This window comes from Acidovorax sp. Leaf78 (assembly GCF_001422735.1).
In the GTDB taxonomy this organism is placed as follows: Bacteria; Pseudomonadota; Gammaproteobacteria; order Burkholderiales; family Burkholderiaceae_C; genus Acidovorax.
Genome location: NZ_LMLZ01000001.1, coordinates 167,557 through 189,146 on the forward strand (window position 1 = coordinate 167,557; position 21,590 = coordinate 189,146).

Here is a 21,590-nt window from a genome sequence, read left to right on the forward strand (position 1 = left end):
AGCGCGCCCATACTGCCTGTGCGGCTGCCCCGCGTTGCTGTCGGCGAGCACTGACATGGCGAAGGCATTGCTACCGGCTGCGTGCCTGAGGCAGCCTGGGCACCATCGCTCCATGGCAGAAAAGCGCCCGGTGCCGACGCACCGGCGTCTTGATGTTCTGCCGCCACCTTTTGATTTGCACATTGGCCCATGACACCCTCCGACAGCTCCGTACCCACCACGCCGCGCGGCCCCATCCACCTGGTGGTGCCCAAGCGCCCGGGGGCGGACTTCGACCTGCTGCGGGCCAAGCTCGAAGGGGTGAGCGCACTGCAGAGCCACGATGTGGTGTGGCATGTGCCGCGTGAGCGGGCCGATATCGTCCAGCTGGCGCACGACGCGGCCGAGGCGGCCCGCCAGGACGGCGGGCTGGTGGTGGCCGCTGGTGGCGACGGCACGATCAACGCCGTGGCCGCTGCTGCCTTGCGCGCCGGCGTGCCGATGGGTGTACTGCCCATGGGCACCTTCAACTACTTTGCCCGCGAGCACGGTCTGGCGCTGGACCCGGAAGTGGCGGTGCAGGATCTCCTCAAGGCGCTGGACTCTGGCGACATGCGCCCGGTGCAGGTGGGCTTTGTGAACCAGCGCCTGTTCCTGGTCAACGCCAGCGTGGGCCTGTATCCCAAGCTGCTGGCAGAACGCGAAAAGGCGTCGCGCCGATTCGGCCGGTCGCGCATGGTGGCCGTGGCATCGGCGGTGTGGAGCATGTTCCGCCCGTCCGCCGGTCGCCGCTGGCGCGTGGTGATGAAGACTCACCAAGGGGCGCAGTCCAGCCAGCAAGAGCATCTGGTCACTACGCTCTTCGTGGGTAACAACCCCCTGCAGCTCGACCGCATGGGTTTGGCCGAGGCTAAACTGGTGGCCGACGGCGGCATGCTGGGCGTGGTGATGCTGCAGCCCCAGGGCCGCTGGGCCGTGGCGCGCACGGTGTGGAATGCGGCCACCGGACAGCTGGGCAAGGACAGTGCGGTGGTCAGCCTGGCGTGCTCCGAGCTGGCGGTATCGCCCGCCAGCTGGCGCCCGCCGCAGGTCAAGGTGGCGTTTGACGGCGAGCGCGAATGGATGGTGCCGCCGCTGCAGTTCAGCATCGGCGCACGGCCGCTGTGGCTGGTGGCGCCGTCGCCCCTGGTGCGCGACGAGCCGCCGCTGACCGCAGCCACTGCGGTGGCCAGCCTTGCCGCCGTAGCCGCGGCGATTGTGCCGGGCCTGGGTGACAGCGACGAGGCACCCGCACCCGCCTCCGACCCTGAAGGCCAAGGCCTGCTGCCCGCATGAGGATGACGAACCACCCGGCGCGGCGCGCTGCCCCCACCCCGTGCAGGATGCGACGATGACCGTCCTGATGCACCTGTCGGACCTGCATTTTGGTGCGCACGACCCGGCGGTGTGCGATGCGGCGTTGCGACTTGCGCAGCGGCTGGGCGTGTCGATGGCGGTAGTGTCGGGTGACCTCACGCAGCGCGCCACAGCCACCCAGTTCGAGCAGGCCGCGCGCTTTGTGCAAGGCCTGCACGCGCGCAGCACGCTGGTGCTGGCGGGCAACCATGACCTGCCGCTGTTTGCGTGGTGGATGCGCTGGGGCCGGTCGTACGAGCGGTTTTCCACCCAGTTCGGCCTGGACTACGAGCCCGTGCGGCAGGCCGGTGCCTTCTATGTGGTGGGCGTGAATACGACCCGCGCCTGGCGGCACGAGCGCGGCAGCCTGTCGTCGGCGCAGATCCAGCATGTCGCCGACCTGCTGGCGCGTGCGCCGCCGGACGCCTGGCGCATCGTCGCCAGCCACCACCCGCTGGTGGCGCGCGACGCTGCCGACCGCGCCCACCGCCCGTCGCGCGCGGACGAGGCGCTGGAGCGCTGGCGCTCTGCGGGCGCGCAGATGCTGCTGTCGGGCCATGCGCACCAGCCGGCATTGCTCAACCCCATGCCCGGCCTCTGGGCCAGCCATGCCGGCACAGCGGTGTCTTATCGCCTGCGCCATGGCTGTCCGAACAGTTTGGTGCTGTTGACGGTGGAGGCCTCTGGCGAAGTGGAGGGCGGCTTGGCGCGGTATGCGTCACGGTGGGATTACAGCGCCGAGTCGGGCGAGTTCGAGCGTGTGCTGCGGGTCACTGCCATCTGAGCCCTGACGCAGTTGTGGTGTATGTAATTTGCTATTAAAATAATAGCTGCCGGCGCTTGTCTATCAAGCGGTAGCGGCTTGATTTGCATTGAAAGGGGCCTGCAGGATTCTGTGGCGGATACGCCCCCGCAGGTTTGACCGGGTTGACCGCCTTCGGGGCCGCGCCTATTCTGGATGAAAGGGTGAATCAGCCGCGCGACGGGGGGTCGCGGGCCACCCCCACCACTCGCAGTTCCACGGCCTTTCCATGCACAAAGAATTCAACCACGACGCGCTGCGCCGCCTGCAGGCGCTGATCGAACGCGAAACCGGCACGCCACTGAGCGACGCCGCGCAGGCCGAGGTCGCCGCCATCTTGCGCGGCGTCGAGTCGCCCCAGGGCGCCGCCATTGAGGGCCTGGACGCCTCGCCGCGCGAGGTGACCATCCTGCTGGCCGACCTGCGCGGATTCACCGCGCTGTCTGGCTCGCAGCCGGCGGCGGTGGTGATCGCGGCGCTCAACCGTTGCCTGTCGCGCCTGAGCGAGGTGGTGTTCAAGTACCGGGGCAGCATCGACAAGTTCATGGGCGACTCCATCATGGTGCTGTTCGGCGCGCCGGTGGCCAGCGACGACGATGTGGACCGCGCGCTGCTGTGCGCGGTGGAGATGCAGATCGCCATGCGCGAGCTGAACCTCGCCCACCTGCGCGAGCGTCTGCCGGAGGTCTTCCTCGGCATCGGCGTGAACACCGGCACGGTGATGGCCGGCCGCTTCGGCTCCGACGTGTATTCCGAGTACACCGTGATCGGTGAGGCGGTCAATCTGGCATCGCGCATCGAGGCGCTGAGCCTGCGCGGCCAGGTGCTCATCAGCGACACCACCTACCAGCGCTGCTGGGGCCTGGTGTCGGCGTCGGCGCCGATGCAGGTGCACGTCAAGGGCCGCACGCAGCCGGTCAGCCTGCGCGAGCTGATCGCGATCCCGTCGCACAAGCTCAAGGTACCACGCCAGGAGTTTCGCCGCAGCCACCGGGTGGATGCGCGCCTGCCGTGCCTGTGCCAGCGCATGCAGGACAAGATCGTCGTGCCCCACATCGTGCACGGCGCCATCCGCGACATCGGCTACCACGGCCTGCTGGTGGAGTTGATCGAGCCGCTGGAGGCGCACAGCGAAATCAAGCTCGAGTTCGAGCTGCCGCTGGTGGACTACCGCGTGGCCGACGTGTACGCCCGAGTCATCACCGTCAAGCAGGAGGGCGACGAGTGGGTGGCAGGGCTGGAGTTCACCTCCATCAGCGACGAATGCCATGCCAAGGTGCAGATGTTCGTGCAGCTGCTGGTGGTGCACTGACCCGTGACCGGGCCGCGGCCGCGCTCTCGCCGGCTCAGCAGCCCAGCATCCGCGCCAGGTCGATAAGGTCGGTGGCGTGCAGGTCGTTGCCGGGCTGCGGCGCGCCGTCTTTGGGGCGGGCCGCGCCCAGTTCGTGCGGACGCTCGATGTAGGCCGTGCGCAGGCCGCAGCCGCGCGCGGCGGCCAGGTCGTCGTGGTGCGTGGCCACCAGCGCCACCTGCGACGGCGCGGCGTCGAACACCCGCGCCACACCCAGGTAGGTGGCCGGGTCGGGCTTGTAGGCACGGAACACCTCGGCACTCAGCACGCAGTCCCAGGGCAGGCCTGCGCGCTTGGCCATGTGGGTCAGCAGGCCGATGTTGCCGTTGGACAGCGTGGTGATGATGAAGCGCGTCTTCAGGCGCTTGAGGCCTTCCACGCTGTCGGGCCAGGCATCCAGCCGGTGCCACACTCGGTTGAGGTGGCGGCGCTCCACCTCGGACAGATGCGCAAGGCCAAAGCGCGGCAGGATCTCGTCGAGGATGCTGCGGTGGAGGTCGTCGATCAGCGTCCAGCCCTGCTCGCCCCGCATCACCCGGGCCATGGCCGGCTGGTAGCCCGCGCGCCAGGCCAGCGCGAATGCATCGCCGTCCACGGCCGGGTACAGCGCCTGCATCTCGCGCACGATGCTGCCGTGCCAGTCCACCACGGTGCCGAAGATGTCGAAGGCCAGTACCTTGACGGTGGAGGCAATGCTGTCGGCGGTTCCTGCAGTCGATGTCATGGAAGGTCTTTCGTTCAGGGTGGGGCGTTGTCATGGCCTTTGCCGGCAGCGCAGGCGGCGCCAGCAGTGCTTGCGATGCCTGCGATGCCTGCGTTGGGCGCAAAGCCAAGGGTCTGCAGGCGCACCGCCAGCCTAGCAGTGCCTGCTGTTCGGCGTGTTCGCGCAGGTTACACATGTCCCCAGGCCTGCATGTTCGCGCAGAGAATGCTATGGTTACGGAAATCGGGTTTACCCCTGTAACTCGGTTTCTCCCTCCATCCCCTGTATTCGTTGTACGTCCCGCGCCGGCCCATCGGGTGAAGGCGGGGCGTTCGCTTGCTGCCGCCAGCCATGACCGCGCCTTTGTCTCCCCCATCCCCCGCGTCTTCCGAGCCGCCCATCGCCCACACCCCCACCGACGACCGCACCCTGGTGCGTGCCGTGCTGGCCCTGGGGGTGGGCGGCTTTTCCATCGGCACGGGCGAATTCGTCATCATGGGCCTGCTGCCCGAGGTGGCGCGCGACATCAACGTCACCATTCCGCAGGCCGGCCACGTCATCAGCGCCTATGCGCTGGGCGTGGTGGTGGGTGCGCCGGTGCTGGCGGTGCTGTGCGCCCACTGGGGGCGCCGCACGCTGCTGATGGCGCTGATGGTGGTGTATGCACTGGGCAACTTCGCATCGGCCCTGGCGCCGGGCTACCTGTCGCTCAGCGCCATGCGCCTGTTCACCGGCCTGCCGCACGGCACCTATTTCGGCGTGGCGGCGCTCGTCGCCGCGGCCCTGGCACCGCCCGGGCGCCGTGCGCGCGCGGTGGGCTGGGTGATGCTGGGGCTGACCACAGCCACGCTGGTGGGCGTGCCCATTGCGGCGGCGCTGGGCGAGTATTTCGGGTGGCGCGCGGCGTTCGTCTTTGTGGGGCTGATCGCCCTGGCCGCCGTGGCCATGGTGCGCCTGTGGGTGCCCGACATGCCCGCATCGCACGGCGCCAGTCCGCTGCGCGAGCTGGGCGCGCTGGCGCGCAAGCAGGTGTGGTTCACGCTGGGCATCGGCGCCATCGGTTTCGGCGGCATGTTCGCGGTGTTCAGCTACATCAAGCCCACGCTGCTGGAGGTGGCCGGCATGCCCCCTGCGCTCATGCCCTTCGTGCTGTCGCTGTTCGGCCTGGGCATGGTGGCAGGCAACATCGTTGGCTCGCGCATGGCCGACAAGGCGCTCATGCCCGCCATCGGCAAGGTGCTGCTGTGGTCCATCGCGGTCATGGCGCTGTTCGTGCCTGCTGCGCACCACCCCGTCAGCGCGGCGGTGGCGACCTTTCTGCTCGGCACGGTGGTCGCCATCGGCCCGGCCTTGCAGATCCGGCTCATGGATGTGGCCGGCGATGCGCAGACCCTGGCGGCGGCGCTCAACCACTCGGCCTTCAACGCCGCCAATGCGCTGGGCGCGTGGCTGGGCGGGGTGTCCATCGCGGCCGGCCTGGGCTGGACGTCCACCGGCTGGGTGGGCGTGGTGCTGGGGCTGTGCGGCGTGGGCATCTTTGCCCTGGCGCTGTCGTCCGAACGGAAAACGCAGCGCGCCACGGAAGGCCTGAGCGCCTGAGCGTAGCGGCGGTGCGACACCGCCGCGCCGGGCGCGGCGAACGCCGCGTTCTGCATTACAGTGAACGCGGGCCAACCCCATTGTTGGCCACGTCGCTCGGACGGTTCCGGGCGCTTACGTGAAAGTTCACCAGCATGTCTGCTTCTCAGGGCAAGCGCCGCTTTGCGCGCATCGATCGCCTTCCTCCCTACGTCTTCAACATCACGGCCGAGCTCAAGCTGGCCGCCCGCCGCCGTGGCGAAGACATCATCGACATGAGCATGGGCAACCCCGATGGCGCGACCCCGCCGCACATCGTGGCCAAGCTCACCGAAGTGGCCCAACGGCCCGACACCCACGGCTACAGCGCCAGCAAAGGCATCCCCCGCCTGCGCCGCGCCATCAGCCACTGGTACAAGGACCGGTACGCGGTGGACATCGACCCCGACACCGAGGCCATCGTCACCATCGGCTCCAAGGAGGGCCTGGCCCACCTGATGCTGGCCACGCTGGACCGCGGCGACACCGTGCTCGTGCCCGACCCGAGCTACCCCATCCACATCTACGGCGCGGTGATTGCCGGGGCCGACATCCGCAGCGTGCCCGTGGCGCCCGATGTGGACTTCTTTGCCGAGCTGGAAAAAGCCATCCGCGGCAGCTACCCCAAGCCCAAGATGATGATCTTCGGCTTTCCGAGCAACCCGACCGCACAGTGCGTGGAGCTGAGCTTCTTCGAGCGCGTGATCGCCCTGGCCAAGAAGCACGACATCCTGGTGGTGCACGACCTGGCCTACGCCGACATCGTGTACGACGGCTACCGCGCCCCCAGCATCATGGAAGTGCCTGGCGCCAAGGACGTGGCGGTGGAGTTCTTCACCCTCTCCAAGAGCTACAACATGGCCGGCTGGCGCGTGGGTTTCATGGTGGGCAACCCTGACCTCGTGGCTGCGCTGGCCCGCATCAAGAGCTACCACGACTACGGCACCTTCACTCCGCTTCAGGTCGCAGCCATCGCCGCGCTGGAGGGCGACCAGCAGTGCGTCAAAGACATCGCGGCCCAGTACCAGCGCCGCCGCGACGTGCTGTACAAGGGGCTGTCGGAATCCGGCTGGGCGGTGGACTGCCCCCGGGCCAGCATGTACATCTGGGCCCGCATCCCCGAGCCGTATCGGGCCCTGGGCTCGCTCGAGTTCGCGCGCCAGCTGCTCGACAAGGCCAAGGTGTGCGTGTCGCCGGGCATCGGCTTTGGCGACCAGGGAGACGAGTACGTGCGCTTCGCCCTCATCGAGAACGAGGCCCGCATCCGCCAGGCCGTGCGCGGCATCCGTGCCATGTTCAAGGCCGATGGCTTGCTGAAGGTGCCTGCGGCGCCTGCGCCGGCCACTGCTGCGGCCTGAGCGGCGGCTGCTGGATACCCGCCGTGCCTGTGTGCCAGTGAGTCAGCAGGTCAGCAGGTCAGCAGGTCAGCAGGCGTGTTCGATTCGATACCGAATCTACACGTCTGCTTACTGCCATCCTCACCGGTCGCGGATTAGACTGGCGGGTATGCATTTTCTCGACTACAACCCCGACGACCTGGACGTCACCATCTCGGAACTGCTGGTGGCCACCAGCGACTCTGCCGACCCCGAACTGCCCGCCGTGGTCGCCACCGTCTTGAAACTGCTGCGCACCCGACTGGGCATGGACGTCGCTTTTGTGTCCCAGATCGCCAATGGTCGCCGCACCATCGAGATGGTGGACAGCACGCCGGACTTCTCACCCATCCACGCCGGCATGTCCGACCCGGTGGAAGAAAGCTGGTGCCAGTACGTGGTCGAAGGCCGCCTGCCCGAGACCATCGAGAACGCCAAACCCTTGATCGAAGCGGGCAAGGTGCCCGACCCCGGGTTCCCCATCGGCACCCACCTGAGCACTCCTGTGCGCCTGCCCGGCGGCGAGTTGTATGGCACCCTGTGCTGCTTCAGCCGCGGCGTGCAGCCGGATGCCGATATCGAGCGCTTGAGGTACACCGCCAATTTGCTGGCGGCCAAGTTGTCGCCGGGTGTGGAGTCCCCGCTGGAGTCGCCGACAGGCCGGTAGGCGGGTCTAGCCGCCCAGGTAGAAATCCATCGGAATCAGCTCGACCGCCCATCCGCCTTCTTCGCCCAGCATGGCCGCCGGGTGCATGGACGCGATGCGAACGGCCTCGTCACGGCTGTCCGCCTCGATGATGAACAGGCCGCCAACCACTTCCTTCGACTCGGTGTAAGGCCCATCGCTGATGCGCGTCTTGCCGCTGTGCGGGCGCAGTGTCACCCACTGGTCCAGATCACCCAGCGACGCGGACACAAGCACCTTGCCGGTGGCGCGCATCTTCTCGTCCAGGGGCGGGCATTGGGTGACCAAAGCCTTGACGTCGTCGGGCGCCATGGCCGCGAATCTTTCGGGGGTGAAGTAGGCCAGGCCGAGGTATTTCATGGAGGTGCTTTCAGAGGGTTGATGCACTGACGACGAAGCTGACGGTCCGAAATCGACACAGTGAAAAAGAAATTGCGTCGGTCCCTGCGAGCGAAGGTCGGCGCGGGCCGGTGCGAGCTGGCTCCGACGCGCTGCCAGCTCGACAGGTGCCCAGAGTTTCTGTCCACTGGTGGCTGGTTCTGGTTGGCTCTGGCGGTCATCGGTTGGCGAGACCGGCGCAGCCCCACCCCTACATCGCCCAGATCCGGGGCGCATCCCCCGCCAGTTCCCACAATTGCTTCCTCCACGCCACGCGCACTGCCTTGAGCAGCTTCATCGCGGGCTCCACCTGCAGCGCCAGCACGCGCACCACCACCATCTGCGGGTTGGGGCTGGTGGCGCCTGCGATGGCTTTCACATGCGGATGCTGATCGATCACGGCTCGGGCGGCGTCCAGCGCGGCGTCGCGGCGATTGCGGTCCAGCGCGCCTCCGGCGGCGAAGAACAAGCTGGCGAGGCACTTGTGGCCTGCCAGGCCCAACGGGCTTTGCAACAGGCGCTTGTCGGCCGCATCGATCACGCCGCGCTCCAGCCACAGGCCGGGCACTTCCAGGTGCTGCACGAAGCGGCCCTGTTCAAAAGGCTGGTTGGCGTGGGGCAGGCCCAGCGCGGTCACGTCCCAGCCCATGCATTCGGCGCCGGGGGCGAGGTTCAGCGTGAGGTGGTTTTCGGCGTTGCAGGCGCTATAGCACAGGGCCTCCAGCGGCAACCATTCCAGGCGGCCTCCGTCGGCCACGCTCAGGTGGCTGCGCTGCAAGGCCTGCGGGCCGGTGGACCGGTAAAAGCGCGTGGCACCCGGTGTGGTGACCAGGCCATGTGCTCCCGGGCCGACGGTGGCGGTGATGTCCAGCGTGTCGCCGCCCACCAGGCCGCCGGGCGGGTGCACCAGCACGTTGTGGCAGATGGCGTCGCCCTCGGGGTACAGGCTTTGCAGAATGCGCAGCGGGCCGTTGTGCTCGTACCGCGCCACGGTGCGGGCGGGTTGGGTGTCTGCCGTGTAGTCGAGCTGCAGGCGGGCGTGCCAGGGCATGGGTGGGTTGTCTGCTATTAAATGAGTAGCTAATTATGCCCTGTGGGTGCGCGGTAGGGGCTATTTTTGGTCGTGTAGCTGTGCATGGCGGTGTGGCGAAGTGTGGCGGCGTGTGGCGCCGTCGGATGTTCGGCTCACAGTCTGCGGTGGGCCCACGCCCTGCCCGCAGCGTGCCAGGGCGAGCGAGGCCAATGGACAACTGCGGCAACTGCAGCAACAGCCTCAGGCCGTCTGGCGTTCCGGCGCTTGCACAGGTGTGGTCTCTTCAGCCGCATACCAGCTGCGCAGTTTGCCGGGGTTGAGCAGGCCCTGTGGGTCGAAGCGGCGCTTCATGTCCACCACGGCGGGGTCCAGGTGGTTTTGCTTGCCGTCTTCCACGATGTAGACGTGCGGGTTGTTGATCTGCACGCCGTGGTCGCGGTAGATCTGCATGATCTGGTTCAGGCGCTCTTCTGTGCTGTAGCGGATCAGCTGCAGCCCGCTGCAGTTGAAGGCGCCTTCCTTGGTGCGCAGAAACTCCAGGTGCATCATCACCTCGCCGCCCAGCGCCTTTTCCAGCGCCTTCACCTGGTCCAGCCGGGTGGCGGGGGTAAAGCCGCTCTGGATGTAGGTGAGTGTCTTGTCCACCTTCAGTGCGTGCAGGGTGGTGTGGTTCCAGGTGTATTCGAGCAAGGTCTTGTGGCTCTTGTCCACCTCTTCGGCGGTCTTGCGGTAGCTGACGGTGCCGCCGTATTTGGCAGCCATGTCGCGCATGCCGTCTTCCGACTGCGGGGCCACCAGCAGCATCACCGCGTGGCAGCCCGCGGGCAGGTGCTCGGCCAGGCTGGTGAAGTAGGCGGGGATGGGTGCTGCCAGAAAGCACACCTCTTTCTTCTCCAGCCCCGGCGCCGCGCCGAAGCGGTCGGCAAAGTCGAGTGCGGTGTCGAATTCGGTGAAGGTGACGATGCACTCCGTCCACGCCACGGTGGGGGTCAGCGCCACCTCCAACTCCAGCACGATGCCGTTGGTACCGTAGGTGTGGTGCAGCAGCATGGCCTCGGGGCCGCGCAATTCGATGATCTGCGGCTCGGGCTCCACCGTCATGGCGCGCACGGCCAGCACGTTGCCGGGCGCGGCCAGCGGGCCGTGGTTGAGGGACCCCGCGCCGCCAAAGCCGCCACCGAAAAGCCCACCCAGCGTGGCGCTGCGGTAGGTGGAGGGCAGCCAGCGCAGCTCCTGCCCCAGGGGCTTGGCCTGCGCGTCAAAGTCCGAAAGGCGGATGCCCGCCTGCGCCCGGCCCACGCCGCCGCGCACCCAGCCAAAGCCGTTGTAGCCCGACAGGTCCAGGATCACGCCGCCCTGCAGTGGCGTGCTCTGTCCGTAGTTGCCGGTGCCGCTGCCGCGCACTGTGATGGGGATCTGCGCTTGTGCACAGGCGGCCACCACCTGGCGGATCTCGTCCTCGGTGCGCGGGCGCACGGCCACGTCGCCGCGCTTGCCGGCCAGCTCGCGCTTGAGCACGGGGCTGAACCAGGCAAAGTCCTGCGACAGGCGGCCCACGCGCAGCGGGTCGGCAATCCAGTCCAGGCCGGGCAGTTGTTCGGGCAGTTGGTGGGCAGTGGTGGTGGTCATGTCGATATCTCCTGGGCCATCGGCGGCCGGTATGGGAAAAAGGGGCCCTGCACCGCGCGCGAACGAGCGGAGTGGCGGTGAAGGGATGGCTCAGTTGTTCGGCGCGTTACGCGCCATCCACAGACGTCGAACGCGCGCGGCCCAGGCCAGTGCCGCCGTGCAAGGGCCGCCCCGCCGCAGGGGCGGCGTCCCCCTGGGGGGAAGGCGCGCAGCGACTCAGGGGGGGCTTCTCAATCCATCGAGTTTTCGCTGGCGTGCCAACTGCCCAGCGCGACCCTGGTGCCCCAGGCCATCAGCGCGAACAGCGCCACCCCGGTCAGCGATATCAGCAGCAGCGCAGCGAACATGCGCGGTATGTTGAGCTGAAAGCCCGCTTGCAGAATCTGGTACGCCAGGCCCGCGCCCTGGCCGCCGGTGCCGGCCACGAATTCGGCCACCACGGCGCCGATGAGCGCCAGGCCGCTCGATATGCGCAGCCCGCCGAAGAAGTACGGCAGTGCACTCGGTATGCGTAGGCGCAGCAGGGTCTGCATGCGCGTGGCGCGGTTGAGCTTGAAGTAGCTTTGCAGGTCCGGCTCCACGCTGCGCAGGCCCAGCGTGGTGTTGCTGATGATGGGAAACAGCGCCACCAGCGCGGCGCAGATCACCATCGATGCCATCGGGTCCTTCACCCAGATGATGATGAGCGGCGCCACCGCCACGATGGGCGTGACCTGCAGCAGCACGGCATACGGGAACAGCGCGGTCTCGATGCGTTTGCTTTGCACGAACAAGAACGAGATCAGCACCCCGGCCACCGTGGCCACGCCAAACGCCAGCACTGTGATCTTGACGGTGACCCAGAGCGAGCCGCCCAGGGCCGCCCAGTCGGTGAACAGCGTCTTGAGCATGAGCAATGGCGAGGGCACCAGATAGGGCGGCAGCTCCAGCGCGGTGACCAGGCCCTGCCACAGCGCGATCAGCACCAGGCCCACCAGCAGCGGGTAGACCACGCGCTGCACGCGCGGCTGGGCCATGAGGGGAGTGCGTGGCTTGGCGAGCTTGGTGGGCTTGACGAGCTTGGGAGGGGCCGGTGCGCGCGTGGGTGTGCTGCGCTCTGCAGCGGCGGGTGCCGCGATGGGGGCTGCAGTTCCAGTGACAGAAGCAGTAGGGTAGGGCGTGCTCATGCTGCGGTCTCCTCGGCGTCTTCGGGACTGGCGCTGGCGCGCAGCAGGCTGTCCTGCAACTGCTTGGCATAGCGGCTGAACTCGGGCGACACCATGAAGTCGGCGGTGCGCGGGTAGGGCGCGTCGATGTGAAACTGCTCCACCACGCGGCCGGGGCGCGCGGCCATCATCACCACGCGGCTGGAGAGGAACACCGCCTCGTGGATCGAGTGGGTCACGAAGATCACGGTGAGTTTTTTCTTGCGCCACAGGTCCAGCAGGTCGGCGTCGAGCTTGTGGCGCGTGATTTCGTCCAGTGCGCCAAAGGGCTCGTCCATCAGCAGCAGGTCGGGCTGGGTGACCAGGCCGCGCGCAATCGATACGCGCATCTGCATGCCGCCGGACAGGGCGCGCGGCAGTGCGCTCGCAAACTTCGACAGCCCCACCAGGGCCAGCGCCTCGGCCACGCGGGCGTCGGCTTCGGCGCGGGGCACACCGGCCAGTTCCAGTGGCAGGCGCACATTGGTCTGCACGCTGGCCCAGGGCATGAGCGTAGGCGACTGGAAGACGAAGGCCATCTTCTTGCCGCTTTCGTCCAGCTGCGCCACCGGCTTGTGCCACAGCTGCAGCCGGCCATCGGTGGGCTCCAGCAGGCCTGCCACCATCTTGAGCAGCGTGCTCTTGCCGCAGCCCGAGGGGCCGAGCAGGGTGACGAACTCGCCCTCGTCGATGGTCAGGTCCACCGGCAGCAGGGCCTGCGTGCCGTTGGGGTAGGTCTTCTGGGCCGACAGCACCTGCACGGCAGGGGTGCTGCGCGGCGCGGGTGCCACGGGGGGGGAGGCAGCGGGAATGGACATGGTGGTGCCTTTCGATGGATGTGGCCGGGGCTGACCGCTGTGTCAGGGCGAGAGTGCGACTCTGTCGCCACGCTGGGCCCTTGCCGATGGCAACTGGCGCGGCTCAAGCCAGCGAACGCCGAGCAAGGGCCGCCCCGCAGCGAGTGTGTTGTCCCCCTGGGGGGAAGGCGCGAAGCGACTCAGGGGGGATCAAGGCAATACCTTGAGGTCCTTGACGAAGGCAGTGCTGTAGGTATCGGCCAGCTTCACCTTGGAAGGGTCGATGAGCTTGGCTTCCACCAGGAAGTCGTAGCTCGCCTTGGCGCGCGCATCGGTCATCACGCCGATGCCCATGGTGGCTGCGTCGCCGCCCGTGACCATGCCCATCTCCTTGAGCTTGGCCACGCTGTAGGCCAGCTGTTCGTCGGTCATGTTCGGGTTGTCCTTCTTGATCAGCGCATTGGCCGGGGCGGGGTCGGTCAGGTAGCTTTTCCAGCCTTCCATGGTGGCCTTCACGAACGAGGCGACGGCGGTGCCGCGCTCCTTCACGGTCTTGTCCATGCAGCTCACCGTGGTGGCGTAGGCGGGGTAGCCCTGGTCGCTGAACATCAGCGTGTTGGCCTTCACGCCAGCCTTGGCGATGGCGAACGGCTCGGACGTCAGGTAGCCCTGCTGGGCGGTGTTCTTGTCGGCCACGAAGGGCTGGATGTTGAAGGTGTAGGGGCGCGTCTGCGAGTCGCTGAAGCCGTACTTGGCTTTCAGCCATGGCCAGTAGCCGCGCTGCGCGGCCGAGGCGATGAGGATGGTCTTGCCCTTCAGGTCCTCGAACTTCTTCACGTCGTCGTGCGCGATCAGCACCTGCGGGTCTTTCTGGAACACCGCGGCCACCGTGGTCACGGGCACGCCGCCCTCTCGCATCTGGATCATCTGCAGGTCGCTCGACCCCATCACGCACTCGGCCTGTCCGGCCGCCATCATCTGCACGATGTTGACCTGCGGGCCACCCATCTTGATGGTCACATCCAGGCCGTGCTTCTTGTACAGGCCCGTGGCCACCGCCTGGTAGAAGCCGCCGTGCTCGGCCTGCGCGTACCAGTTGGTCATGTAGGTGAACTTTTCCTGCGCGTGGGCCGGCAGGGTGCCGGCGGCACCCGCAGCGAGCAGCGCGGCTGCACCAAGTCGGGAAAGGTGGGAGGCGGTGTTCTTCATCATGGCAGTGCTCCGGTAGGGGATGGAGGGGGAACAGGGACGAAAGGGACGAAAGGGACGAAAAGGGAGGCGGGATGCGGCTGGGTTCGCAGGTTTCAAGCCAGGGCGGATGCGTGCTCCACATGCCCCGTGTGGTGGGCGCGGCCCCAGGTGGCTTCGGCGCGCGGGGCCCAGCGCAGCTGGTGCAGCTCGGTGATGGCGGCGGCCCAGCTCACGGCCAGCGAATCGAGGATGGCGTGGCCCTGCTCGGCCGTGGCCGGCAGCGGGTCGCCGATGATGCCGCTGGGTCCGAAGTCGCGCGCGGTCCAGGCGCAGGCCGGGCGGCCATCGGGCGAGAGCAGGGGCGACGGGAAGGCAGGCGGGTAGTTCACCACCGCGCGCTCCATGTGCACGGTGTCGGGCGCCAGGGCCAGCATCAGCGCCGTCTCGGCATGGCCGGCGTGCATGGCCAGCTTCTTTTCCTGCTCCGACAGGTACTTGCCCGCCACGTGCGGCACGCGCCAGGTGAAGCTCGGGACCACGATGAAGTCGCCATGGCGCAGGCGCAGTTCGCGCGCGCACATCTCCATCACCTGCGGCTGGCCGCCGTGGCCGTTGACGAACAGCAGCTTGCGAAAGCCCGCGCGGTAGACCGACTCGCCCACCTCGTTCATCGTGGCCAGCAGGGTCTCGCCGCTCAAGGTGACCGTGCCGGGAAAGTGCAGGTGCTCCTCGGACTTTCCGTAGGTGATGGGTGCCATGGCGAAGGCCGGCACTTCGGCCGGCAGGCGGGCCATGGCATGGCCGACCACGCCCGCACTGATGACCGTGTCCACCGCACAGGGCAGGTGCGGGCCGTGCTGCTCGGTGGCGCCCGTGGGCAGCACGATCACGGTGTTTTCCTTGTCCGGCAGGTGGGCGATCTCGGTCCAGCTCAGGTAGGGCAGGTAGCGATGGGGCGGGGTGTAGCCGTGCAGCATGGGGCGGGTCTTTCGTGAAGGAGGATGTGGAGGTCAGCGCAAGGGGAGGTAGGCAGTCGCTTCGACCTCGACCAGGATGTCGGCCGTGGGCAGCATGCCGGTGACCTCCACCACGGTGGAGGCCGGCGGCTCGCCCGGGAAGAACAGCTTGCGCACGCGGCTGTACTGGGGAAAGTGGTCCAGGTGCTTGAAGTACTGCACCAGCTTGAACACGTCGGACATCTGGCCGCCCGCGGCCTCGACGGTCTGGCGGATGCGGTCGAGCACATACCAGCTCTGCGCCAGGATGGGCCCCTCCTTGATGTCGCTGCTGAACTCGCCAGTGCGGCCGATCAGCGTGGCCGCCTCGTCGGGGATGTCGGCATAGCCGCGCACGATGCGGCTGGCCGCAGGGTCCACGGCAATGATGCCGGACAGGAACACCAGGTCGCCCGCGCGGCGCCAGGCGGCGTAGCGGGCCAGGGGCTGGGCGATGCCCGGGGTGGTGGGTGCGGTCATGCAAGGCTCCGTGCAGGGATGGGGGAAGGGGACGGCGTTGTACCCGCCACATGCCACGCCGCGCTGGCATGGCCACCGGCGACGCAGCCCTGGCGCAGCACCACGCGCTGCTGCGTGCGCGACGGAAAGCCCCAGCCATCGGCCTGCTGGAAGACGATCAGGTCGGCGGGCATGCCGGGCTGCAGCGGCAGGGCCTCGGGCCCGCGGCGCAGCCAGTCGCTGCGGCACAGCGCCTCGGACCAGCGGTCGAACGACGCATCGAGCTGCGCGGCCAGCACGCCGGTGGCCAGGGCCTCCAGCGGGTCGAAGCTGCCCACGGGGCAGAACGGGTCCTGCACGTTGTCGCTGGCCACCAGCACCGGGATGCCGCGCGCACGCGCCTCCTTGACGAGGGTGATGCCGCGCTGGCGCGGTGTGCGGCCGGTCACTGCGTCCTGCAGCAGCAGGTTGGTGATGGGCAGCGTGACCAGGGTGATCGGGCTTTGCGCCACCGCGTCCAGCGTGGCCAGGGCGGAGGCCTCGTCCTGTGCGGCCAGTGCGCAGGTGTGGCCGCAGACCACATGGCCCCCGAAGCGCAATTCCTGGAGCAGCGCGGCCGTGGTGGCCAGGCCCTGGGCGCCGGGGTGCAGTTCCTCGTCCACATGCAGGTCCACGTTCAGGCCATGGTGCTGCGCGGCCTCGAACAGGTGGCGCAGGGCCTGCGGGTCCCAGTTGGTGGAATGCACGAAGCCGCCCAGCAGCGCGCCCGGGCCGCTGGCGGCCACGGTGGCGGCCAGCTGCAGGGCGGTGGCGCGCTCGGTGTACAGGTGCAATGGGATCAGGGCCACGCGCTCCAGCGCGATGCGGCCGGCCCATTCCTGCGCCAGCGCGCGCAGCACGTTCCAGGCGAGCGGTGGTGCATCGGGCTCCCACCAATCGCAGTGGGTGCGCAGGTGCACCGTGCCCGCCTCGTACGCCCATTGCAGGGCGCGGCTGGCGCGGGCGCGGATGTCGGCCTCGGTCCAGCCCTGGCGGTCGACCATCATGGCCTCGATGGCGCCCAGCAGGCCGGGCTTGACGGTGCCCATGCGCGGCAGGGTGAAGGCCTTGTCCAGGTGGGTGTGCGCATCCACCAGGCCGGGCAGCACCAGGGCGCCGGCCAGATCCCAGGTGGCGCCCGCGGGGGCAGGCTGCGCAGGGCTGTGCGGCGCTATGGATGCGACGCGGCCCTGCACCAGGTGCACATCGGCCAGCGCGGGCTGGCTGCCCTGGGTGGGCCACTGGCGTGGCAGCAGCCAGCGCGGCAGCCGGGCGCGCAGCAGGTGGTCGGGGGTGTTGGATGCATGCATGCGACGGAGCCCTTATGCGAAGCGCGCCATGGCCTGGCCCACGCGGGCCTTGAAGGCCTCGAGCCGCGGCGGCGTGGCCACGTTCATGTGGTAGTAGGCGTGGTAGTCCACGCGCGCCTTGCCACCGGTCAGCAGGCGCATGTAGCGCGTGACGGACTTGCGCGGCGGGTCGCCCATGAGCAGCGCCGTCCAGCGCGGGCGGCCGTAGGTCACCACGGCCGAGATGCGCTGGATGTGCGTGAGCGAGGGCTTGACGTTCTGCGGATCGCTGATGTCGAAGGCCACGCCGGGCATCAGCACCCGATCGAAAAAACCCTTGAGCATGGCCGGCATGCCGAAGCACCAGGTGGGAAAGCAGAACACCACCGCCTGGGCCCAGAGCAGCCGGTCCACATAGCCCTGCACGGGCAGGCGGTTGCTCGGCACCTCGTGGTAGCCCAGCCGCTCCTCGCGGCTGAGCACGGGGTTGAAACCCTCGGCATACAGGTCGCAGTCGTCCACCTGGTGGCCCGCGCCGCGCAGCTGTTGCACCACCTCGGCATGCAGGGCCGCGTTGTAGCTGGTCTCCACCGGGTGGCAATAGATCACGAGGATGCGCATGGCGGGCTCCTTCTTCAAAGGTCGAGCGTGAGCGTGGGCCCGTGGCTGCGTGCGCAGCACACGGCCACATGGGTGGCCTGCTCTTCAGGGCTCAGGCAGCTGTCGCGGTGGTCGGGTGCCCCGGCCAGCCAGCGCGTGGCGCAGGTGCCGCACACACCCTGCTCGCACAGCGTGTCGATGGCGACGCCGGCGAGCTGCAGCACATCGGCCATGCTTTCGCCGGGCTCCACGGGCAGCCGCATCTGGCTGCGCGCAAGCTCGAGTTCAAAGGAAGCCGGTTCCGTGGCGGGCAGCGGCGCTGCCATGGCTGGGGTTTGCATGTTTGACCACTTGATTTGATCGATTGGTCAAACTATTGCAAGTGCTGTGCCAGCAGGCTTTCGGGCCGTTGCCTGTGGGCCCTGGGTCAACGCGCCGCGCTGGCGCGGCTGCTACGCCCGCCAGCGTGCAGACCTGTTCACTCTGGTGCGCAATCCGGTGCCAGGCCACAGCCCAGCAGCACAAAGTTGGTGAGCTCGCGCACGATGGGCTCGCGGTCGATCGTCTCTTCGGGCGCCAGGCCCAGCATGATGTGCACCTGCACGCCGTAGTCGGCGTAGTGCTGCGTCATGCCCCAGATCTGCATGAGCAAGAGGCGCGCGTCCAGCGGGCGCATGCGGCCCTCGGCGATCCAGCGGTCGATCAGGTCCACCTTCTGCTGGGTGGACTTCACGGCCACGGGCCAGTACCGGCCCAGGTTGCGCCCGCCGCCCAGCACCTCGGTGGTGAAGATGCGCGACAGGCCCGGGTTGTCCAGCGCGTAGTCGAGCTTCTTGCGCACGTAGGTGCTCAGCACCTTCTTGGGGTCGTCGCTCTGGCTGTCGAACTGGAAGGCGCCCGACCAGCCGTTGAGCACCGAGTACAGCAGCTCCTCGTACAGCTCTTCCTTGCTGGCGATGTAATAGTGCAGCTGCGGCTTGGTCAGGCCTGCGCGCTCGGCAATGGCCTTGGTGGAAGCGCCCTTGAAGCCATGGCGGCTGAACTCGGCAATGGCCGCCTCGCGGATCGCGCCCAGGATGCGCTCGCGCCCCTGCTTGGGGCGGCTGAGCAGGGCGCCGGAAACGACGTTGCTGGGGGTCTCGGTGTCGGCGTCGTTCATGGGCGGGGCGGGGTTCGGCATGGTGGGCGATTGTCGCTGGTCACGACTTCCAGAAGCCGACATGCGGCGCGCTGGCCTCTTCGATCAGTGCGGGCCCGATGCACTCGATGGGGTGGTGCGATGCAGCGAACACGTCACGGCACGACAGTTCGGCGTCGCGCTGCTCGGGGCGGTCGCCGCGAAACTCGCGCAGGCGCACCGCGTCGATCCCGAAGACCACGCGGCCAATGCCCGCCCAGAAGATGGCACCGGCGCACATCACGCACGGCTCGGCCGACGAATACAGCGTGGCGCGGGCCAGCATCTCGCGCGCGAAGCGCGGGCTGAGCTGGCGCACGGCGTTGGTCTCCGCATGGCCCGTGCAGTCGCCCGTCTCGGTGGTGTTGCAATAACCCTCGGCCAGCAGGTCGCCCTGCTCGCTGACCACCACCGCACCAAAGGGCCGGTTGCCCCGCGCCCGCGCCGTGCAAGACCAGGCGATGGCCTGGCGCAGGTAGGTGCCATCGATGGCATCGAGTTGGGCAGGGTCGTCGAACTGCTGGGGCGCTGCGGACATGAGGGCAAGCATGGGGTGTCTCCGTCGTGGGTGCTGCTGTTCCCCTCGCTATGCATTTGGCATGCCATGAACAATGTGTGACATGTGCGCGGGCTGTGCGTCGTGCAGCACACCGCAGTGCTGCGCGGCACCGCCTGCGGGTTGCAGCACAAATCGCTCAATGGGGCCGGACTTTCAGGATTTCCACGCACCTTGGTGCGATGCGGACGACTCGTCGATCAGTGCCGGCCCTGTGCATTCGATCGGGTGCGGCGAGCTGTAAAAGACATCGCGGCACGACAACTCGGCGTCGCGCTGGTCCAGGCGTTCGCCGCGGAACACGCGCAGCCGCATCGCGTCGATGCCGTACACCACTCGCCCGATGTTGGCCCAGTAGATGGCGCCCGCGCACATCACGCAGGGCTCGGCCGACGAGTACAGCGTGGCGCCCGCCAGGTCGTCGCGGCTGTGCACGGGGCTGGCCAGTCGCACGGCGGAGGTCTCGGCATGTGCGGTGCAGTCGCCGTTTTCGCCGGTGGAGTTCCAGGCCTCGGCCAGCACACGGCCATCGGCCGCCACGATGAGCGCACCAAACGGCCGGTTGCCGCGCGTGCGGGCCTTGTCGGCCAGTGCGATGGCCTGGCGCAGGTACAGACCGTCGCGCGCGTCCAGGATGGCCTCCTGCGACAAGGCGATGGCTGGGGCTTCGGTGGTGAGGGGTGCAGCGCTCATGCCACCACCTTGCGGTCGGCCAGGGCGGGCAGGAAGGCGGGGTTGAACACGCGCTCGGGCGCGGGCTTGCGTGCGAGGTTGAACACGGCCGCCACTTCCTCGATCTGGTGCGCCAGCACGGCGCCCTGCACGCCGCCCAGGCCCACGGCCTGCGATTCGGCCGTCTGCAGGTACTGGCGCGTGATGGCCCAGCGATCGCGTTCCACGTCCATGTTCAGGATGGCTTCGCGCGCCTTGATGGCTGCGAACGCGGCCTCGGGGTTGGCCAGCGTCTCGCGCAGCGCGCGGTTGCTGGCGCGCAGGAACGCCTTGGCCGCCTCGGGTTTTTCCTGCAGCAGCTTGCCGGCCAGGATGGCGTTGCCATACAGGTTCAGGCCTGCCTTGTTGTATTCGAGCACCGACAGGTCCTTGGCTGGCAGGCGCGCGAACAGCGACACGGCCGAGTCATGGAAATAGGTGGCTGCATCCACATCGCCGCGCACCACCACGTTGTCGCGCGCACTGAAGTCTGTGGTCACCCAGTCGAACAGCTCGGGCTGTGTCTTGAGCGCGCGGGCCACCATGGGCCAGCTGCGGCGCGTGGACTCCACGGCGGCGGCCGCCACCTTCTTGCCCTTGAGCGACTGGAAGTCGGTGGTGATGCCCCGGTCCTTGCGGCCGATGATGACGAAGGGCGCGCGGTTGTAGTACTGGTAGATGGCCTGCACCGGCGTGTCGGGGTTCTGCGCGTGGAACTCGGCCAGCGAGCAGATGTCGCCCAGGCCGATGTCGTAGGCGCCGCTGGCCACGCGCGTGATCGAGGCGACCGAGCCCGCGCCCACGTCGATGATTACGTCCAGGCCTTCCTGCTTGTAATAGCCCTTGGCTTGCGCCAGGAAGAAGGGCGAGGTCTGGCTGGTAACGCGAAAGTCCAGCGTGAACTTGAGCGGAGTCACCGAGCCCTGCGCGTGCACGGCAGGAGTGCCCAGGGTGGCGGCGATGGAAGAGGCGAGGGTGGTCGAGAGAAAGCGGCGGCGTTGCATCATGGTGGTGGCCCAGGTTCGGTGGAGTGCCCGGACCGCAGGCGCATGCCGCCGCAGGACCGGATCGAACTGAGCAATTTCCGGGCGCCACCATCGCACAGGGGTGGCAGCGCTGAACGCTTCTACTCAAGGAATGCTGATGCAGGATGCGTGCCCGGTGTGGTGGGCACGCGGCAGCGCGCAGTGCGGCTGCATGCTCTGGGCAGGCTTTGCTCTGGGCAGGCTTTGCTCTGGACAGGCTTTGCTCTGGGGCAGGCGCTGGAGCGGCCCCATGTGCCGTGGGTGCGAGGCGCACAGCGCGATTCGGGCAACCGGCGCCATGCGGTGGTGCAGCAAGACCGCTCTGCCCTGGTGCGGCCCCGCCCCGGTTTGGTGACGGGCTTTGTTCTGGGCGGGGGCATTGACGGGCTGGCCCTGGGCTTTACCGTTGGCCCGCTGTTTGCTTGCTTCAGCGCCGAGAGTAGAAGCGTTCAGACCAGCAGATCCGCATTGCGTGGGCCGGCTGGCGGGTCATTGCTCTTGAAGCCGGTGGCGGCTTGTGCGCGGTGCGCGTGCCCTTGGAGGGCCTGCGCAGCCTGCGGGCCGTTGCCATTGTTCCCTTCAAGAGCCCATGGCGCCGCGCCGCTTCTTCAGCAGTTTT

General features: G+C 68.2%; 22 protein-coding genes. 6 read left to right on the top strand and 16 right to left on the bottom strand.

All coding sequences use genetic code 11. From position 1 onward, the window contains the following. The first annotated feature begins 189 nt into the window (after positions 1 to 189). The 3 genes from ASF16_RS00740 to ASF16_RS00750 all read left to right on the top strand — a co-directional run bounded on the left by ASF16_RS00740 (position 190) and on the right by ASF16_RS00750 (position 3,488). On the top strand, positions 190 to 1,314 hold the full coding sequence (locus ASF16_RS00740) for a diacylglycerol kinase family protein (RefSeq protein ID WP_056161472.1): 1,125 nt from the start codon (positions 190 to 192) through the stop codon (positions 1,312 to 1,314). A 55-nt stretch (positions 1,315 to 1,369) separates the two neighbouring features. Further along, positions 1,370 to 2,158, top strand: coding sequence for a metallophosphoesterase (locus tag ASF16_RS00745; RefSeq protein ID WP_056161474.1), 789 nt, complete (start codon positions 1,370 to 1,372; stop codon positions 2,156 to 2,158). A gap of 247 nt (positions 2,159 to 2,405) precedes the next feature. Continuing rightward, entirely contained in the window at positions 2,406 to 3,488 is a 1,083-nt protein-coding gene (locus ASF16_RS00750) for an adenylate/guanylate cyclase domain-containing protein (RefSeq protein ID WP_056161476.1), read from the top strand. A gap of 34 nt (positions 3,489 to 3,522) precedes the next feature. Here the strand turns inward: ASF16_RS00750 and ASF16_RS00755 are convergent, their stop codons facing one another. Then, on the bottom strand, positions 3,523 to 4,251 hold the full coding sequence (locus ASF16_RS00755) for a haloacid dehalogenase type II (RefSeq protein ID WP_056161478.1): 729 nt from the start codon (positions 4,249 to 4,251) through the stop codon (positions 3,523 to 3,525). A gap of 330 nt (positions 4,252 to 4,581) precedes the next feature. Here ASF16_RS00755 and ASF16_RS00760 point away from each other — a divergent pair, with 330 nt between their 5' ends. From ASF16_RS00760 to ASF16_RS00770, 3 genes are all read left to right on the top strand, one after another. Next, positions 4,582 to 5,829: an MFS transporter gene (locus tag ASF16_RS00760; RefSeq protein WP_056161480.1), complete on the top strand. Its 1,248-nt coding sequence runs from the start codon at positions 4,582 to 4,584 to the stop codon at positions 5,827 to 5,829. Positions 5,830 to 5,963: 134 nt separating this feature from the next. Next, on the top strand, positions 5,964 to 7,205 hold the full coding sequence (gene alaC / locus ASF16_RS00765; RefSeq protein ID WP_056161482.1) for an alanine transaminase: 1,242 nt from the start codon (positions 5,964 to 5,966) through the stop codon (positions 7,203 to 7,205). A gap of 148 nt (positions 7,206 to 7,353) precedes the next feature. Next, a complete protein-coding gene (locus ASF16_RS00770; RefSeq protein ID WP_056161484.1) occupies positions 7,354 to 7,890 on the top strand; it encodes a GAF domain-containing protein in 537 nt (178 codons plus the stop codon). Positions 7,891 to 7,896: 6 nt separating this feature from the next. On the opposite strand, the gene ASF16_RS00775 is transcribed toward ASF16_RS00770, so the two are convergent. The 15 genes from ASF16_RS00775 to ASF16_RS00845 all read right to left on the bottom strand — a co-directional run bounded on the left by ASF16_RS00775 (position 7,897) and on the right by ASF16_RS00845 (position 20,950). Beyond that, entirely contained in the window at positions 7,897 to 8,268 is a 372-nt protein-coding gene (locus tag ASF16_RS00775; protein WP_056161486.1) for a YciI family protein, read from the bottom strand. Positions 8,269 to 8,497: 229 nt separating this feature from the next. Continuing rightward, positions 8,498 to 9,337 (bottom strand): urease accessory protein UreD, encoded by an 840-nt coding sequence (locus ASF16_RS00780; RefSeq protein ID WP_056161488.1) that lies wholly within the window; start codon positions 9,335 to 9,337, stop codon positions 8,498 to 8,500. A 222-nt stretch (positions 9,338 to 9,559) separates the two neighbouring features. Then, positions 9,560 to 10,948, bottom strand: coding sequence for an FAD-binding oxidoreductase (locus tag ASF16_RS00785; protein WP_056161490.1), 1,389 nt, complete (start codon positions 10,946 to 10,948; stop codon positions 9,560 to 9,562). Between the two features lie 230 nt (positions 10,949 to 11,178). Then, complete coding sequence (locus tag ASF16_RS00790; RefSeq protein ID WP_082516671.1) at positions 11,179 to 12,114, bottom strand: ABC transporter permease; 936 nt, start codon at positions 12,112 to 12,114, stop codon at positions 11,179 to 11,181. Next, positions 12,111 to 12,950: an ABC transporter ATP-binding protein gene (locus ASF16_RS00795; RefSeq protein WP_056161494.1), complete on the bottom strand. Its 840-nt coding sequence runs from the start codon at positions 12,948 to 12,950 to the stop codon at positions 12,111 to 12,113. Before ASF16_RS00795 ends, ASF16_RS00790 begins: the two co-directional genes overlap by 4 nt. A 189-nt stretch (positions 12,951 to 13,139) precedes the next feature. Further along, positions 13,140 to 14,138 (bottom strand): ABC transporter substrate-binding protein, encoded by a 999-nt coding sequence (locus ASF16_RS00800; RefSeq protein ID WP_056162471.1) that lies wholly within the window; start codon positions 14,136 to 14,138, stop codon positions 13,140 to 13,142. 95 nt (positions 14,139 to 14,233) lie between these two features. Next, positions 14,234 to 15,097, bottom strand: coding sequence for a creatininase family protein (locus ASF16_RS00805; RefSeq protein WP_056161496.1), 864 nt, complete (start codon positions 15,095 to 15,097; stop codon positions 14,234 to 14,236). Positions 15,098 to 15,130: 33 nt separating this feature from the next. Beyond that, on the bottom strand, positions 15,131 to 15,595 hold the full coding sequence (locus ASF16_RS00810) for a RidA family protein (RefSeq protein WP_056161497.1): 465 nt from the start codon (positions 15,593 to 15,595) through the stop codon (positions 15,131 to 15,133). Then, the gene (locus ASF16_RS00815; RefSeq protein ID WP_056161499.1) at positions 15,592 to 16,923 is read right to left on the bottom strand and encodes an amidohydrolase family protein; all 1,332 of its coding nucleotides are present in this window, start codon (positions 16,921 to 16,923) and stop codon (positions 15,592 to 15,594) included. The genes ASF16_RS00810 and ASF16_RS00815 overlap by 4 nt, the downstream gene beginning before the upstream one ends. 12 nt (positions 16,924 to 16,935) lie before the next feature. Further along, positions 16,936 to 17,523 (bottom strand): NAD(P)H-dependent oxidoreductase, encoded by a 588-nt coding sequence (locus ASF16_RS00820; protein WP_056162474.1) that lies wholly within the window; start codon positions 17,521 to 17,523, stop codon positions 16,936 to 16,938. Between the two features lie 14 nt (positions 17,524 to 17,537). Next, a complete protein-coding gene (locus ASF16_RS00825) occupies positions 17,538 to 17,843 on the bottom strand; it encodes a 2Fe-2S iron-sulfur cluster binding domain-containing protein (RefSeq protein ID WP_082516672.1) in 306 nt (101 codons plus the stop codon). Between the two features lie 137 nt (positions 17,844 to 17,980). Beyond that, positions 17,981 to 18,682, bottom strand: a complete 702-nt coding sequence (locus tag ASF16_RS00830) for a TetR family transcriptional regulator C-terminal domain-containing protein (protein ID WP_235507215.1) — start codon at positions 18,680 to 18,682, stop codon at positions 17,981 to 17,983. Positions 18,683 to 18,701: 19 nt separating this feature from the next. After that, positions 18,702 to 19,229, bottom strand: a complete 528-nt coding sequence (locus ASF16_RS00835) for a nucleoside deaminase (RefSeq protein ID WP_156371823.1) — start codon at positions 19,227 to 19,229, stop codon at positions 18,702 to 18,704. 162 nt (positions 19,230 to 19,391) lie between these two features. After that, on the bottom strand, positions 19,392 to 19,928 hold the full coding sequence (locus ASF16_RS00840) for a nucleoside deaminase (protein WP_056161505.1): 537 nt from the start codon (positions 19,926 to 19,928) through the stop codon (positions 19,392 to 19,394). Further along, positions 19,925 to 20,950, bottom strand: coding sequence for an ABC transporter substrate-binding protein (locus tag ASF16_RS00845; RefSeq protein WP_056162482.1), 1,026 nt, complete (start codon positions 20,948 to 20,950; stop codon positions 19,925 to 19,927). The genes ASF16_RS00840 and ASF16_RS00845 overlap by 4 nt, the downstream gene beginning before the upstream one ends. Positions 20,951 to 21,590: the final 640 nt, after the last annotated feature.